12 protein-coding genes are annotated in these 14,253 nt (G+C 52.7%); 4 read left to right on the top strand and 8 right to left on the bottom strand.

What is annotated here, in order from left to right; translation table 11 throughout:
• Nucleotides 1–272 precede the first annotated feature (272 nt).
• Together pykF and ACPUC8_RS22785 are read left to right on the top strand one after the other, a co-directional pair.
• Complete coding sequence (gene pykF / locus ACPUC8_RS22790; protein WP_283227708.1) at nucleotides 273–1,685, top strand: pyruvate kinase PykF; 1,413 nt, start codon at nucleotides 273–275, stop codon at nucleotides 1,683–1,685.
• 305 nt (nucleotides 1,686–1,990) lie between these two features.
• Nucleotides 1,991–2,227 (top strand): major outer membrane lipoprotein, encoded by a 237-nt coding sequence (locus ACPUC8_RS22785; RefSeq protein ID WP_007374746.1) that lies wholly within the window; start codon nucleotides 1,991–1,993, stop codon nucleotides 2,225–2,227.
• Nucleotides 2,228–2,292: 65 nt separating this feature from the next.
• Here the strand turns inward: ACPUC8_RS22785 and ACPUC8_RS22780 are convergent, their stop codons facing one another.
• From ACPUC8_RS22780 to sufA, 7 genes are all read right to left on the bottom strand, one after another.
• Nucleotides 2,293–3,321: a L,D-transpeptidase family protein gene (locus ACPUC8_RS22780; RefSeq protein ID WP_039335786.1), complete on the bottom strand. Its 1,029-nt coding sequence runs from the start codon at nucleotides 3,319–3,321 to the stop codon at nucleotides 2,293–2,295.
• A gap of 61 nt (nucleotides 3,322–3,382) precedes the next feature.
• Nucleotides 3,383–3,799, bottom strand: a complete 417-nt coding sequence (gene sufE / locus ACPUC8_RS22775; RefSeq protein ID WP_039335784.1) for a cysteine desulfuration protein SufE — start codon at nucleotides 3,797–3,799, stop codon at nucleotides 3,383–3,385.
• 20 nt (nucleotides 3,800–3,819) lie between these two features.
• Nucleotides 3,820–5,043: a cysteine desulfurase SufS gene (gene sufS, locus ACPUC8_RS22770; protein ID WP_039335780.1), complete on the bottom strand. Its 1,224-nt coding sequence runs from the start codon at nucleotides 5,041–5,043 to the stop codon at nucleotides 3,820–3,822.
• Nucleotides 5,040–6,317 carry a Fe-S cluster assembly protein SufD gene (gene sufD / locus ACPUC8_RS22765; protein ID WP_494927402.1) on the bottom strand — a complete coding sequence of 426 codons (1,278 nt, stop codon included), beginning with the start codon at nucleotides 6,315–6,317 and terminating at the stop codon, nucleotides 5,040–5,042. Before sufD ends, sufS begins: the two co-directional genes overlap by 4 nt.
• A complete protein-coding gene (gene sufC / locus ACPUC8_RS22760; protein ID WP_039335776.1) occupies nucleotides 6,292–7,038 on the bottom strand; it encodes a Fe-S cluster assembly ATPase SufC in 747 nt (248 codons plus the stop codon). Before sufC ends, sufD begins: the two co-directional genes overlap by 26 nt.
• A 39-nt stretch (nucleotides 7,039–7,077) precedes the next feature.
• Complete coding sequence (gene sufB / locus ACPUC8_RS22755; RefSeq protein WP_039335774.1) at nucleotides 7,078–8,571, bottom strand: Fe-S cluster assembly protein SufB; 1,494 nt, start codon at nucleotides 8,569–8,571, stop codon at nucleotides 7,078–7,080.
• A gap of 7 nt (nucleotides 8,572–8,578) precedes the next feature.
• Nucleotides 8,579–8,953, bottom strand: coding sequence for a Fe-S cluster assembly scaffold SufA (gene sufA / locus ACPUC8_RS22750; RefSeq protein WP_039335772.1), 375 nt, complete (start codon nucleotides 8,951–8,953; stop codon nucleotides 8,579–8,581).
• Between the two features lie 390 nt (nucleotides 8,954–9,343).
• On the opposite strand from sufA, the gene ACPUC8_RS22745 reads away from it, so the two are divergent.
• The gene (locus ACPUC8_RS22745) at nucleotides 9,344–9,748 is read left to right on the top strand and encodes a hypothetical protein (RefSeq protein WP_039335769.1); all 405 of its coding nucleotides are present in this window, start codon (nucleotides 9,344–9,346) and stop codon (nucleotides 9,746–9,748) included.
• Between the two features lie 30 nt (nucleotides 9,749–9,778).
• On the opposite strand, the gene ydiJ is transcribed toward ACPUC8_RS22745, so the two are convergent.
• Entirely contained in the window at nucleotides 9,779–12,832 is a 3,054-nt protein-coding gene (ydiJ, locus tag ACPUC8_RS22740; protein WP_039335767.1) for a D-2-hydroxyglutarate dehydrogenase YdiJ, read from the bottom strand.
• Nucleotides 12,833–13,038: 206 nt separating this feature from the next.
• Here ydiJ and ydiK point away from each other — a divergent pair, with 206 nt between their 5' ends.
• A complete protein-coding gene (gene ydiK, locus ACPUC8_RS22735) occupies nucleotides 13,039–14,151 on the top strand; it encodes an AI-2E family transporter YdiK (RefSeq protein WP_039335765.1) in 1,113 nt (370 codons plus the stop codon).
• Nucleotides 14,152–14,253: the final 102 nt, after the last annotated feature.

The following is a 14,253-nucleotide window of genomic DNA, read 5'->3' as shown; positions in this document are numbered from 1 at the left end:
TTGGTTTTCGCATACTTAGCGACTATACTATGCCGCGTTGTCCACCTGAAAGGTTTCAGCGCTAACGTGCCTATGCAAACAACTCAAATGATTTGCGCAACACTGCCTAACCAGTTCCCTCGCGTACTGCATAACTTCTCTGCACGGCTGGCCTTCGTCACCTATTCTTACTTCTGTACGATCCGAACCAACACCATACTCATTTTCACTTCGCTGCCTTGCGCTGCGAATCCCGACCTTTATCATCCATCACAACTTACAGAAAACCTGACATGAAAAAGACCAAGATTGTTTGTACTATCGGTCCGAAAACCGAATCTGAAGAGATGCTGACTCAACTGCTGGAAGCAGGCATGAACGTCATGCGCCTGAACTTCTCTCACGGTGATTATGCCGAACATGGCCAGCGTATTACCAATATGCGCGCCGTCATGGAAAAAACCGGTCGTCAGGCCGCGATTCTGCTGGACACCAAAGGCCCTGAAATCCGTACCATGAAACTGGACGGTGGCAATGACGTTTCATTAAAGGCTGGCCAGACCTTCACCTTCACCACTGACCAGTCAGTGATTGGCAACAACGAACGTGTTGCTGTGACCTACTCTGGCTTCACTGAAGACTTGAAAATCGGCAATACCGTTCTGGTTGATGACGGCCTGATCGGGATGCAAGTGACTGAAGTCACTGAAAACACCGTAGTTTGCACCGTATTGAACAACGGCGATCTGGGTGAGAACAAAGGCGTTAACCTGCCAGGTGTCTCCATTCAGCTGCCCGCTCTGGCGGAAAAAGATAAGCGTGACCTGATTTTCGGTTGCGAACAGAACGTCGATTTTGTTGCTGCTTCCTTTATCCGTAAGCGTTCAGATGTCCTGGAGATCCGTGAGCACCTGAAAGCACACGGTGGCGAACACATTCAGATCATCTCTAAGATCGAGAACCAGGAAGGTCTGAATAACTTCGACGAAATTCTCGAAGCTTCTGACGGCATCATGGTGGCTCGTGGCGATCTGGGTGTTGAAATCCCGGTTGAAGAAGTGATCTTCGCTCAGAAGATGATGATCAAGAAGTGTAACAAAGCACGCAAAGTGGTGATTACCGCTACGCAGATGCTGGACTCCATGATCAAAAACCCGCGCCCTACCCGTGCGGAAGCCGGTGATGTGGCCAACGCCATCCTGGATGGCACCGATGCTGTCATGTTGTCTGGCGAAAGTGCTAAAGGTAAGTATCCACTCGAATCTGTCACCATCATGGCAACCATCTGTGAGCGTACCGATCGCGTGATGAAATCACGTATCGATGAGCTGCTGGAGTCCCGCAAACTGCGTATCACTGAAGCCGTTTGTCGCGGTGCTGTTGAGACCGCAGAGAAACTGGAAGCGCCAGTGATTGTGGTGGCAACCGAAGGCGGTAAATCAGCCAAGGCTGTGCGTAAATATTTCCCATACGCCACCATTCTGGCACTGACTACCAATCCTACCACCGCGCGCCAGTTGATTCTGAGCAAAGGTATTGAAACGCGCCTGGTCACTGAAATTGCCTCGACTGACGATTTCTACCGCATTGGTAAAGAACTGGCGTTGGACAGCAGCTACGCACAAAAAGGTGATGTCGTGGTGATGGTTTCTGGCGCACTGGTGCCAAGTGGCACCACCAACACCGCTTCGGTGCACGTACTCTGATTTTTGGTTGAAGTTTTATTTAAAAGCGCCTTTTTAAGGCGCTTTTTTTAATCTTGCGCTAATACAAAAACCAGAATTTTCCAATCGAAAATAACTATTCAATATCCCGCACAATTAAGGTTAGTCCGATTAAATCTCTCTGTTTTAGCTAAATATTTTCATCATCTTCTGCGAAACGCTGCTTCTTTGAGCGAACGATCAAATTTAAGCATGTTCTCATCAAAAATTTATTCTCAACTCAAAAAGCTTTGTGTAATACTTGTAACGCTACATGGAGATTAACTCAATTCTAGAGGGTATTAATAATGAATCGTACTAAACTGGTACTGGGCGCGGTAATTCTGGGTTCAACTCTGCTGGCTGGTTGCTCAAGCAACGCTAAAATCGACCAGCTGTCTTCAGACGTTCAGACTCTGAACGCTAAAGTTGACCAGCTGAGCAACGACGTGAACGCAATCCGTTCTGACGTTCAGGCTGCTAAAGATGACGCAGCTCGCGCTAACCAGCGTCTGGACAACCAGGCTCACTCTTACCGTAAGTAAGAGTTCTGGTTTGAAAAATGGTGCCCATGTGGCACCATTTTTTTTGTCCTGATTTTGGCCCTGCGTTAAGGCGTTGTCTTAGCCTCTCCCAGTGCCTCGGTGATGGTGGCTTGTTCCCCCTTCTGCTGCGTTTGCAGCACTGCAGGTAACGCCGTGTCCTGTGTGACTGGCTCGCCACTGCTTACCAACACCGGCATGCCAGAACGGCGTGCAATCGCCTCTTTCATCAATGCCGTGTCACTGTGCTGGCTATTGAGGAAAGCCTTCATCTTCGCCGTCAGCGCAATTGGCATGGTTTGCGGATCATCCTTCTCATTACGTGACAGTGGCTGATGCACTTCGACGTAACGCTTACCATCCGGCTCCACGGCCACCTTAATCGGCTCATTGATGATTTGTACGCGGGTTCCCTTCGGCACGCTGTTAAACAGCGCTTCGATATCATCCGGACGTAAACGAATGCAGCCAGAGCTGACACGCATGCCAATGCCGAAGTCAGCGTTGGTGCCATGAATCAGATACTGCCCGGTTCCTCGCGCCAGACGCATGGCAAACAGCCCCATTGGGTTATCAGGCCCTGCAGGCACCACACCCGGTAGAGTAATGCCCTCTTTGGCGTAGCGTTTGCGGATATTGACGGTAGGAGTCCAGGTCGGGTTGGGGATCTTCTGGCTGATAGTAGTGACCATATTGGGTGTCGCTGCACCCAACTGACCGATACCGATCGGATAGACCACCACGCGATTTTCGCCTTTCGGATAGTAATACAATCTCAGTTCCGCAAGGTTAACAACGATACCTTCCCGTGGCGCATCCGGTAGCAGCATCTGCAGCGGCACCGTTAATTGGGTACCGGCCTTCGGCAACCAGGGATCAACGCCAGGGTTGGCCTCTAACATGCCGAGCATACCAATCTTATAATGCGCAGCAATGCTCTCTAAGGGCCGTTTGTCGTCCGGCACGGTGGTCAGGGTATTCTCGCCAATTAAACGGCTGTTATCGGCTGGCAGGGGATATTCCGTAGCAAATGCAGGTGCAGAAAGCCCGAAGCAGGACAACAGCAATGCACCGGCTAAACGTAACGCTGGTTTCATGCAATTTTCTCTTTGTCGGATGGAACAGACCCCGGTCATGCCGGGGTCTGGGGAGTGTAACTTAGCTGAGGCTTTGTGCGTTATGACGGATCGCGCGAATCATCGCTTCCAGTCCCTGCGAACGCGTAGGAGTGAGGTGTTGAGTCAGTGCTAATTCGCCAAACCAGTGACGAACATCGAGGTCGAGAATTTCCTGTGATTTCAGCCCTTGATATAGACTAAACACCACTGCAATCAAACCCTTAACAATAGCGGCATCACTGTCACCTTCAAAGGCGATGGTGCCATCTGCCTGGGGGGTCATGCGGATCCAAACCTGGCTCTGGCAACCTGAAATCACGTACTTAGGTTGCTGCAAGCTTTCAGAGGATTCTGGTAATTTCGCCCCAAGCTCAATGATGTAAAGGTACTTCTCTTCCCAGTTTGCGCAACGATTAAAATTGCGCACCAGTTTCTCTTTATCTGGCAAATTCGCCATGGATTACTCCTGAAATCTGCTCAACCGCCCAGCAGACGATGAATACGGGTCAAACCTGCCGCCAGGCGATCGGCCTCTTCTTCACTGTTGTACAGGGCGAAGGAGGCGCGACACATGGCTGGCACCGCAAAATGACGCATCAGCGGCATCGCACAGTGATGGCCGGTACGGATGGCAATACCGTATTGATCAAGGAAACTTCCTACGTCAAACGCGTGGTGTTTGCCGAGGTTAAAAGCAACGACACCGCTACGCTGCGCGGGACCGTAAATCACCAGATCAGGCACCGAGGCCAGTTTATCCAGTGCGTAACGCATCAGCGCGCTTTCACGCTCATTGATCGCTTCCAAACCCAGTTCGCTGATCCAGCTCAACGCGGCACCCAGTCCGATAATGCCACCAGTATTAGGTGTACCCGCTTCAAAACGCCATGGCGTGCTGTTCCAGGTGGTGCCAGTTGGCAGCATAACCTGATCGATCATTGAACCGCCGCCTTCCCACGGCGGCATGATTTCCTGCAGCGCTTTACGCGCATACAGTACACCGATACCGGTCGGACCATAGATTTTATGGCCGGAGAAGGCGTAGAAATCGCAGTCAATATCTTGCACATCCACCGCGTGGTGCATCACGGCTTGCGCGCCGTCCACCAGCGTCACCACGCCTGCGGCTTTCGCCTGCGCAACAATGGCTTTGACCGGGTTCACCGTGCCGAGCACGTTGGAAACGTGCGTCACCGCCAGCAAACGGGTGCGGCTATCAATCAGACCACCCAGTTGCTCCAGAGCCAATTCGCCTTGTGCATTCAGTGGCAACACGCGAATTTCAGCACCGGTGCGTTGCGCCACCATCTGCCAAGGCACGATGTTGGCGTGATGCTCCATCTCGGTGATGATGATGTTATCACCGGGCTGCAACTGACTGCCGCCCCAGCTGTTGGCGACCAGATTGATGCCTTCAGTGGTGCCTTTAACGAAGATGATCTCTTCCGGCGAGGCCGCATTAAGAAAGCGCGCAGCCTGGGTGCGCACGTTTTCCATGTCGGTAGTGGCTTGGGCACTCAGCGAGTGAATACCACGATGCACGGCGGCGTAGCCGTGCTGGTAGAAATAACTTTCCGCATTGATAACCGCGAGCGGGCGCTGAGCGCTGGCCGCGCTATCAAGGTAGGCCAGCGGATGTCCGTTGACCTCACGTTTCAGAATCGGAAATTCCGCTCTGATTCGTTCGAGATCGAAACTCATAACTCAACTCCGGGGAAACGCGCCGTAATGCGTTGCAGTACCACCTGACGCAGTGACTCTTCTTCCAGGATCTCGGTCAATTCGGCCGCGAACGCATGGATGATCATCTGCTGTGCCGCTTCTTCGGTGATACCGCGCGAACGCAGATAGAACATCTGCTCGTCATCGATACGACCAATAGTCGCGCCGTGGCTGCACTTCACGTCATCAGCATAGATTTCCAGCTGTGGCTTGGTGTCAACTTCCGCCAGGCGACCAAGCAACAGGTTGTTGTTGGTCATCTGCCCGTCAGTTTTCAGCGCATGCTGTGCCACTTTAATGTGACCATTGAAGATGGAACGGCCTTTGTCACGCGAAATGGTTTTGTGCAGCTGACGACTCAGGCAGTGGCCTTTGTTGTGCTCCAGATAGCTACGGGTATCCGCCACTTCTGAATTGATCGGCAAGATCAGGCTGTTCAGTGCCAGCTCAGTATTTTCACCATTGAGCTGCACGCTGGTGTTGTGACGTGACAAGCCCGCACCCAGCAGAAAACTGGTACTGCTGACCTGCGCATCACTACCAATCACAATGTCATTGTGCGCAAAGTGGTAGCTGCTGCTCTCTTCAAAGGCCAGCTTAATGTGCTTCAGCTTGGCATTGTCTGCGACAGCAAAAGTAAAACGCGCGCCGGTAAAGTGCGAGGCACCGTTAAGCGTGACGTAGTGCTCAATCACCTCAGCTTCAGCACTCTGCTCCAGCTCAAGGTGATGACGGTGATGCACCGTGTTTAGCGCATCGGCCTTGCCGCTGGTGATGTGCAGCAAGTAGAGCGGGCGAGCTGCTGATTTGCCGCGCGCCAGACGAATAGAGGTGACATCTTCCGCCAGGCTTTCAGTCAGATGCAGAAACACTTCAGGCTGCACGGCGGCTGGCAACGGACGGCGCTCAGCCGCGCGGCTGTGCTGCACCTCAAACAATTCGGTGTCGCGCGCGCTCAGCTCGGGCTGGAAACGGCCATCAACAAACACCAGACGAACAGCGTCCAGCGGCAGAGCCAATTCGGCCACCTGCTCGGCAGACACCGCCTGTTCTTCGGGTAACACGAACTGATTGGCCAGCAGACCATCCAGCGCGGTGTATTTCCAGTTCTCGTGCTTGCGAGTTGGCAAGCCAAGACGCATCAGTTGCTGCCAGTGCTGCTGTGCCTGCAATGAGCGCGCTTCACCGCGCGATTCAAACAGGTGGTGCCACTGTTGCAGCGCATTATCACTCTTCGTCGGTAAGCCAGCCATAGCCTTGCTCCTCCAACTGCTTAACCAGCGTGAAGTCGCCAGATTTCACGATCTTGCCCTGATACAGCACGTGTACGTGGTCAGGCTTGATGTAATCCAGGATGCGCTGATAGTGAGTCACGATGATGAATGAACGCTTACCGTCACGCAGGCTGTTAACGCCTTCAGCGACAATTTTCAGTGCATCAATGTCCAGACCGGAGTCGGTTTCATCCAGAATGCACAGTTCAGGTTCCAGCGCTGCCATCTGCAAGATGTCATTACGCTTCTTTTCACCACCGGAGAAGCCGACGTTTACTGAACGAGTCAGCAAATCTTCTGGCATCTTCAGCAGTTTGATTTTGTCTTCGATGAAGTCCTGGAAGTCGAAACGATCCAGTTCTTCTTGCTCACGGTATTTGCGCACCGCATTGACAGAAGTCTGCAAGAAGAATTGGTTACTGACACCCGGGATCTCTACCGGGTACTGGAACGCCATGAAGATACCTTCACCCGCGCGCTCTTCCGGCTCCAGCTCCAGCAAATCTTTGCCTTTGAAACTGACAGAACCGCCGGTAACTTCGTAATCTTCACGACCAGCCAGTGTTGCCGACAGGGTACTTTTACCCGAACCGTTAGGTCCCATAATGGCGTGCACTTCACCCGGTTTTACTTCAAGGTTCAGTCCGCGCAGAATTTCTTTGTCTTCAACACTAACCTGTAAATCTTTAATGCTTAACATACTCTTTCCTTCACATTGCTTCCGGCAACGCGTGTGGCATCAGCCCACACTGTGCTCAAGGCTGATAGCCAACAGTTTTTGCGCTTCCACAGCAAATTCCAGTGGCAGCTCGGAGAAAACGTCTTTACAGAAGCCGTTAACGATCATGGAGATCGCATCTTCTTCGCTAATGCCACGCTGCAGACAGTAGAACATCTGATCTTCACCAATACGTGACGTGGTGGCTTCATGTTCCAGCTGTGCGGTGTTGTTGCGCGTTTCCACATACGGGAAGGTGTGCGCACCGCAGTCCGGGCCAATCAGCATGGAGTCACACTGGGTGAAGTTACGCGCGTTAGTCGCGGTTGGCATGATTTTCACCAGGCCACGATAGGTGTTTTCGCTCTTACCGGCGGAGATCCCTTTCGAGATGATGGTCGACTTGGTGTTTTTACCAATGTGGATCATCTTGGTGCCGGTATCCGCCTGCTGGCGACCGCTGGTCAGTGCCACAGAGTAGAACTCGCCCACAGAATAATCACCGCGCAGGATGCAGCTCGGGTATTTCCAGGTGATGGCAGAGCCGGTCTCAGACTGAGTCCAGGACATTTTGCTGTGATCGCCTTCGCACAGGGCGCGCTTGGTCACGAAGTTGAGGATACCGCCCTCGCCTTCACCACCAGGGAACCAGTTCTGAACGGTGGAGTACTTCACTTCCGCATTTTTATGAATGATGACTTCAACCACTGCGGCGTGCAGCTGGTAGGTATCACGCACCGGCGCGGAGCAACCTTCGATGTAGCTCACATAGCTGTCTTCGTCGGCAATCAGAATCGTACGTTCAAACTGTCCGGTTTTGGCGGCGTTGATACGGAAGTAGGTTGACAACTCCATCGGGCAGCGCACGCCTTTCGGGATGTAAACGAAGGTTCCGTCAGAAGCCACCGCTGAGTTCAGCGCCGCGAAGAAGTTATCGTTAGGCGGAACCACTGTGCCGAGGTATTTCTGCACCAGCTCTGGATGATCATGAATGGCTTCACCGAAAGAGCAGAAAATAATGCCCTGCTCAGCCAGTTTGTCACGATAGGTGGTGGAAACGGATACGGAGTCGAAAATGGCGTCAACCGCCACTTCACGCCCTTCACGTACCGGAACGCCCAACTGGTTGAACGCGTCTTCCACTTCTTTGGTCAGGTAGTCGCTTGACGCTACGCTGCCAGAAGTCTGGGTCGCACCCGGTTCAGAGGCACAGCTGTCATCACAATTGCCGCAGGACGGCGCAGAGTAATAGCTGTAATCCTGATAATCGAGTTTGGTGTAGTTCGCTTTCAGCCAGTGCGGCTCTTCCATCTCTAACCAGGCGCGGAACGCCTTGAGACGGAATTCCAGCATCCACTCAGGTTCGTTACGTTTGGCCGAAATAGCGCGCACAACATCTTCGTTAATGCCGTGAGCCATTTCGTCGGTTTGCAACTGGGTAAAGAAGCCTTCTTTGTAGTTCAGGCTACCTTCCCACATTTGTACATCGTCAGATGCTTCGCTGTGTCGTGACATATTTCACTTACTCGACGCCAAAGCTCTCACCGCACCCGCAGGCGTGCTGAGCTTTAGGGTTGTTGAATTTAAAAATCTGATTCAGGCCTTCACGGACATAATCCAGCTCGGTACCGTCAACAAACGGCATCGCCTGAAGTGGCACAAATAATTTTGCGCCGAATTGCTCAAACGTCAGGTCGTCATCGGCAGGCTCTTTCACCAGATCCATAACGTACCCAAAACCGGCACAGCCGGACTGCTTCACACCCAGTTTCAGGCCTTTAATTTCAGGATCCTGATCAACCAGGCTAAGAATCTGTTTCGCTGCCGTTTCGGTCAGCGTAAGTCCTTTCCAGACGAAATCTTCGGGTGAAAAAGAAGCTGCATTTACTGATGACATGGTGCTACCTCGTAAGTCTGGGCCTTTTCAGGCTATCCCCCTATGGTAGTGATATCAGATATCACTTCAACCGCTTGTTTTGCAGGGATAATCATCTCGTGCTGTTTTTTACTGCTGCTTTATTAAGCATAGTCCCTTCACACCAGCTTGTGAGCGGCATTCCCGTGCGCGCCTTTACTGCGTAACCCGTTAAAATATCGAAAAATTTAAAAATTCAACTTTACGGTAATGTCACAATTGATAGGTTACGCCTTTCTTCAATGTAAAGAGATTGTTATTGCCGATTTTACTAACAGGCAAAGGAAATCAATAAAATTTCATTGCGGGAATTGCATTCCTGACGCGGTTGAATATGATAATGATTATCATTAACCCATTTAGAGCAGCGACATGACGCTTACCGTCTCGGCCTGGTTACAACACAAAATCGATGAATATAAGTTTTCGGTGCGTGATATCACCGTAGACTTCTATATGGCTCAGGCTAAGCTCAACCGCACCGATTGTACTATCGACCAACTGCGCCGCTTTAACGATACCTGCCTCGACATGGCCGAAATCTGCGAACTGAACGGCGACGATCAAAGCTATTTGCATGCCATGGGCAAGCTCCATCACCGCTTGGTGCAGGAGATGGGCAATGCCGATCGCGACCGTTTGTTCCGTATTCAGGCTTATCAACTGGCGCGCCTGTCGTTGACTCGCTTGTGTCATCAACTGGCGCTCAGCGGCCAGTGGGACCAAGCCACCAGCCTGCAAAGTGATTTCGTCCGTCACGCAGGCTGGATATTCTAATCCAGCTTTGTGACGTCTACTACAATTTGTTTACATCATTTCCAGCAGCGCTTGCAGTGGATGCCGCATGCCATTGCCTTCTGCTCGTTTGACCTGACTACGGCACGAGAAGCCAGTTGCCAGACAACGCTGACGCGGTAGCTTCTGCAACTGTGGATGCCATGAAAGCGCATAAATCCCCAGTGAATTCTCCAGGTTTTTACTTTCGTGGCCGTATGTGCCGGCCATGCCGCAGCAGCCGACATTGACGTTTTCCAGCTTAGCGCCGAAGCGCGCAAAAATATCCTGCCATTGGTTGGGAGTGGAGGGCAGCGCGGTTACTTCTGTACAGTGTGCGAACAGATACCAGGCTTCCCCACTGGCCATTTGCACGGTGCGCGAGTCTGTCGCTTGCTGTAACCATTCGTGAACCAGTTGCACCTGGAACTCACCTCGCTGCTCGCCCAGGACTTCTTTATATTCGTCGCGATAGCACAACACGGTGGCCGGATCGACGCCGACCATGGGCATACCCAGTTTTGCCACGCGGTTAAGAAGTTCTGCAGTTTTAGTGGCGGTACGTGCAAAACGCTGCAGGAAGCCCTTCACGTGTTGCGCTTTGCCATTAGGTGAAAACGGCAGCAGCACTGGGCGATAGCCCAGCTTTTCAATCAGCTTCACGAAATCAGTCACTAACTTGGCTTCGTAATAGCTGGTGAAAGGATCCTGCACCACCAGCACGCAGTCTTCACGCTGAGCCACATCCATCGCTTCGAGCTGCTCCAGCGTCAGGCTCATCGCCGGATGACCACTGAGCTGCTGTTTCAGGCTCGGAGATGAGAGCAGCGGCAGATCCACCATGCCGATATGGGTTTGACTCAACTCGCGAACCCATGGCTGCTTGAGAAAGAAGTTGAACACTTTCGGCGCTTTTGCCATTAACGGCGCATAACTCTCCACCGTTGCCACCAAATGATCGCTCACCGGGCGCAGATAGCGGGTGTGATACAGCTGCAGGAAGCGCGAGCGGAAACTCGGCACATCTATCTTTATCGGACACTGGGTCGAACAGGCTTTGCAGGCGAGGCAACCGGACATGGCCTCTTTGACTTCATGCGAGAAATCATATTCGCCCTGTTTCGCGTGCCAGGAGTTACGGGTGCGTTGAATCAAGGTACGCAGACTGGCGCCCTGCTTCGGCAGTGCCTGCTCCAGCTGAGAGGGATCAACGCCCTGCTCTGACAACAAACGCAGCCACTCACGCGTTAATGTGGCACGGCCTTTTGGAGAATGGATACGGTTGCGGGTAATTTTCATGGATGGGCACATCGGGCTGCGCGCATCAAAGTTGAAGCATAAACCGTTACCGTTGCACTCCATGGCTCCCCGCCAGTCGTTACGCACGGTGACCGGGATCTGGCGATCATAGGTGCCACGTTTGACGGCATCCACCTGCATCATCGGCTCACTGCAGCCAAAAGGTGTGCAGATTTTGCCAGGATTCATGCGATTATCCGGGTCAAAAGCGGCTTTGATGCGTCGCAGTTCGTTGAACAGGGTTTCACCGAAGAAGGCTGGACTGTACTGGGCGCGGAAACCTTTGCCGTGCTCGCCCCACAGTAATCCGCCGTAGCGAGCCGTTAGCGCCACCACTTCATCGGAGATTTGTTTCATTAATAGCTCTTGCTGCGGGTCGCACATATCCAGCGCCGGGCGCACGTGCAGCACCCCCGCATCAACGTGACCAAACATGCCATAGCTCAAACCATGGCTGTCGAGTAAGGCACGGAAATCGACAATGTAATCGGCTAACTGCTCTGGTGGGACAGCGGTATCCTCGACAAACGGAATCGGCTTGGCACGCCCTTTCGCGTTACCCAACAGGCCTACGGCTTTTTTGCGCATATTGTAGATGCGCTCAATGCCGCCCAAATCGTTACACAGCTGATAGCCAATCACGCCGCCTTGCTGTTGCTGCATCAGCTCATCCAGCCGTGCACACAAACTCTTGACCTGGTGTTCAATCAGTTCACCATCGTCACCGGCAAATTCAACGATGTTCAGGCCGAGCATCTCTTTGTCAGGCACATCAGTAATCAGCTCTTTCACTGAATGCCACACGATATCTTCGCGCGCCAGGTTCAGCACTTTTGAATCCACGGTTTCGACAGACAGTGCTTTGGCTTCGACCATAAAGGGCGCATTACGCAGCGCGGAGTCAAACGAGTCATATTTGATATTGACGAGATGCCGTACTTTCGGAATGGGTGTGATATCGAGGCGCGCTTCGGTGATGAAGGCCAGCGTCCCCTCGGCACCACACAACAAGCGCGTCAGGTCAAAGGTTTGCAAATCATCACTGAACACGTGACGCAGGTCGTAGCCCGTCAGGAAGCGGTTCAGTTTGGGGAATTTTTCCAGAATCAGCTCGCGCTGACCGCGGCAACGATTGAGCACTTCATGATAGATGCGCCCTTCCGCAGTCGGGGTGGCGGCCATTTGCTCTGCCAGCGTGGTCGGCATCGCGCGGGTATCAAGAATATCGCCGCCGATTAATACGGCGCGCAAACCTTCAACGTGATCGGAGGTTTTGCCATACACCAGAGAGCCTTGACCAGAAGCATCGGTGTTTATCATGCCCCCTAAGGTCGCGCGGTTACTGGTAGAGAGTTCAGGCGAGAAGAAAAAGCCATAAGGCTTCAGCCAGGCATTCAGTTGATCTTTCACCACGCCCGCTTCAACGCGCACCCAACCCTGTTCAGGATTAATTTCCAGGATGCGATTCATGTAGCGCGACATGTCGACCACGATACCCTGATTCAGTGATTGACCATTCGTGCCGGTGCCCCCCCCGCGTGGGGCGAAGGTCAGGCTGCTGAACCGCTCCTCGCCAGCCAAACGCGCAATCAACGCGACATCGGCGGTCGAGCGTGGGAACAGCGCTGCATCAGGTAACAGCTGATAAATGCTGTTATCGGTAGAAAGTGATAGCCGATCGGCATAGCTCGTGGCGGTATCACCGGTAAATCCTTGCTCTTTTAATGACTGCAGGAATGTCAGCACCCGTTGAACGAGGCCGGGTGCCTGGGAAATCTGTGGGATCATTATTGCGCGACCGAGATGTTGTAAACGTTTGCGTGGTTATTTTTTTCAACCATTGGTTTTATCATATTTTTTTATCGCCTGCTGTTTTTTCAGGAAAGACCTCTGCGACACCTGCTTTTTTCTGTTTAATTTTCAGGAAATAGCTCATCATTGATTAGGGCCCGTGCGGCCCACCATGAAGGATTAATTGAGGTCAAAACGTTGTGATGAAAAGCCTGCAACGCGGTATGGATCTACCGCAACTGCTGTTCTCGTTGATGTTCATACTGATCATGATCATCGCCTGCCTGTGGGTGGTACAACCCTTCATTCTGGGCTTTGCCTGGGCCAGCATGGTGGTGATTGCCACCTGGCCATTAATGATACGTTTGCAGCATCTGCTGTGGGGACGACGATCGCTGGCGGTGATCGCCATGACCATTCTGTTACTGCTGCTGTTTATTATTCCGATAGCCCTGCTGGTGAGTAGCCTGATCGACAACAGCGCGCCGGTGATTGCCTGGGCCACGCAACGCCATCTGGTTTTCCCGGACTTTGTCTGGCTGCGTGAAATTCCATATGTCGGTAACAAAACCTACTCCAGCTACCACAAAATGGTCGATGGCGGCGGTACGGCGATTTTAAATCAGCTGCAACCTTACATTGGTCGCACCACGGGCTTCTTTGTCGCACAGGCTGGCCACTTTGGCCGCTTTATGATCCACCTCGCTGTGATGCTGCTGTTTAGCGTGCTGCTTTACTGGCGCGGTGAACAAGTCGGTCATGGCATTCGCCACTTTGCTTATCGCATGGGCGGACGTCGCGGCGATGCGGCAGTGCTGTTGGCCGGACAAGCAATCCGTGCCGTGGCATTGGGCGTGGTGGTGACAGCGCTGGTACAGGGTGTGCTGGGCGGCATTGGCCTGGCGATTTCCGGCATTCCTTATGCCACCTTGCTCACCGTGCTGATGATTCTGACGTGCCTGGTGCAGCTTGGCCCGTTAGTGGTGCTGGTGCCGGCCATCATCTGGCTCTACTGGAGTGGTGATACGACCTGGGGCACCATATTACTGGTGTGGAGTTGCGTGGTCGGCACGCTTGATAGCGTGCTGCGTCCGATGCTGATTCGTATGGGCGCAGATTTGCCGATGATTTTAATCCTCTCTGGCGTCATCGGTGGATTGATCGCCTTCGGCATGATCGGGCTGTTTATTGGACCGGTGGTGCTGGCGGTATCCTATCGTCTGGTTTCCGTGTGGATGCATGAAGCCCCCGCACCTGATGATGACCCGCAAACGGCAATTGAAGCGCTGGCCGAGCACGAAGAAGATCAACCGTAACGACTGACACCCTCCAAAACGGTGCGTTAACGCGCACCGTCTCTCTCTTCTCTCATTTGCCTTATGCGATGGCAATTAATGCCTGTTAATCGCCATCACTTA

The sequence above is a fragment of the Pantoea sp. CFCC18177 genome, assembly GCF_059412425.1.
This window is presented reverse-complemented; position numbering and strand designations above follow the sequence as displayed.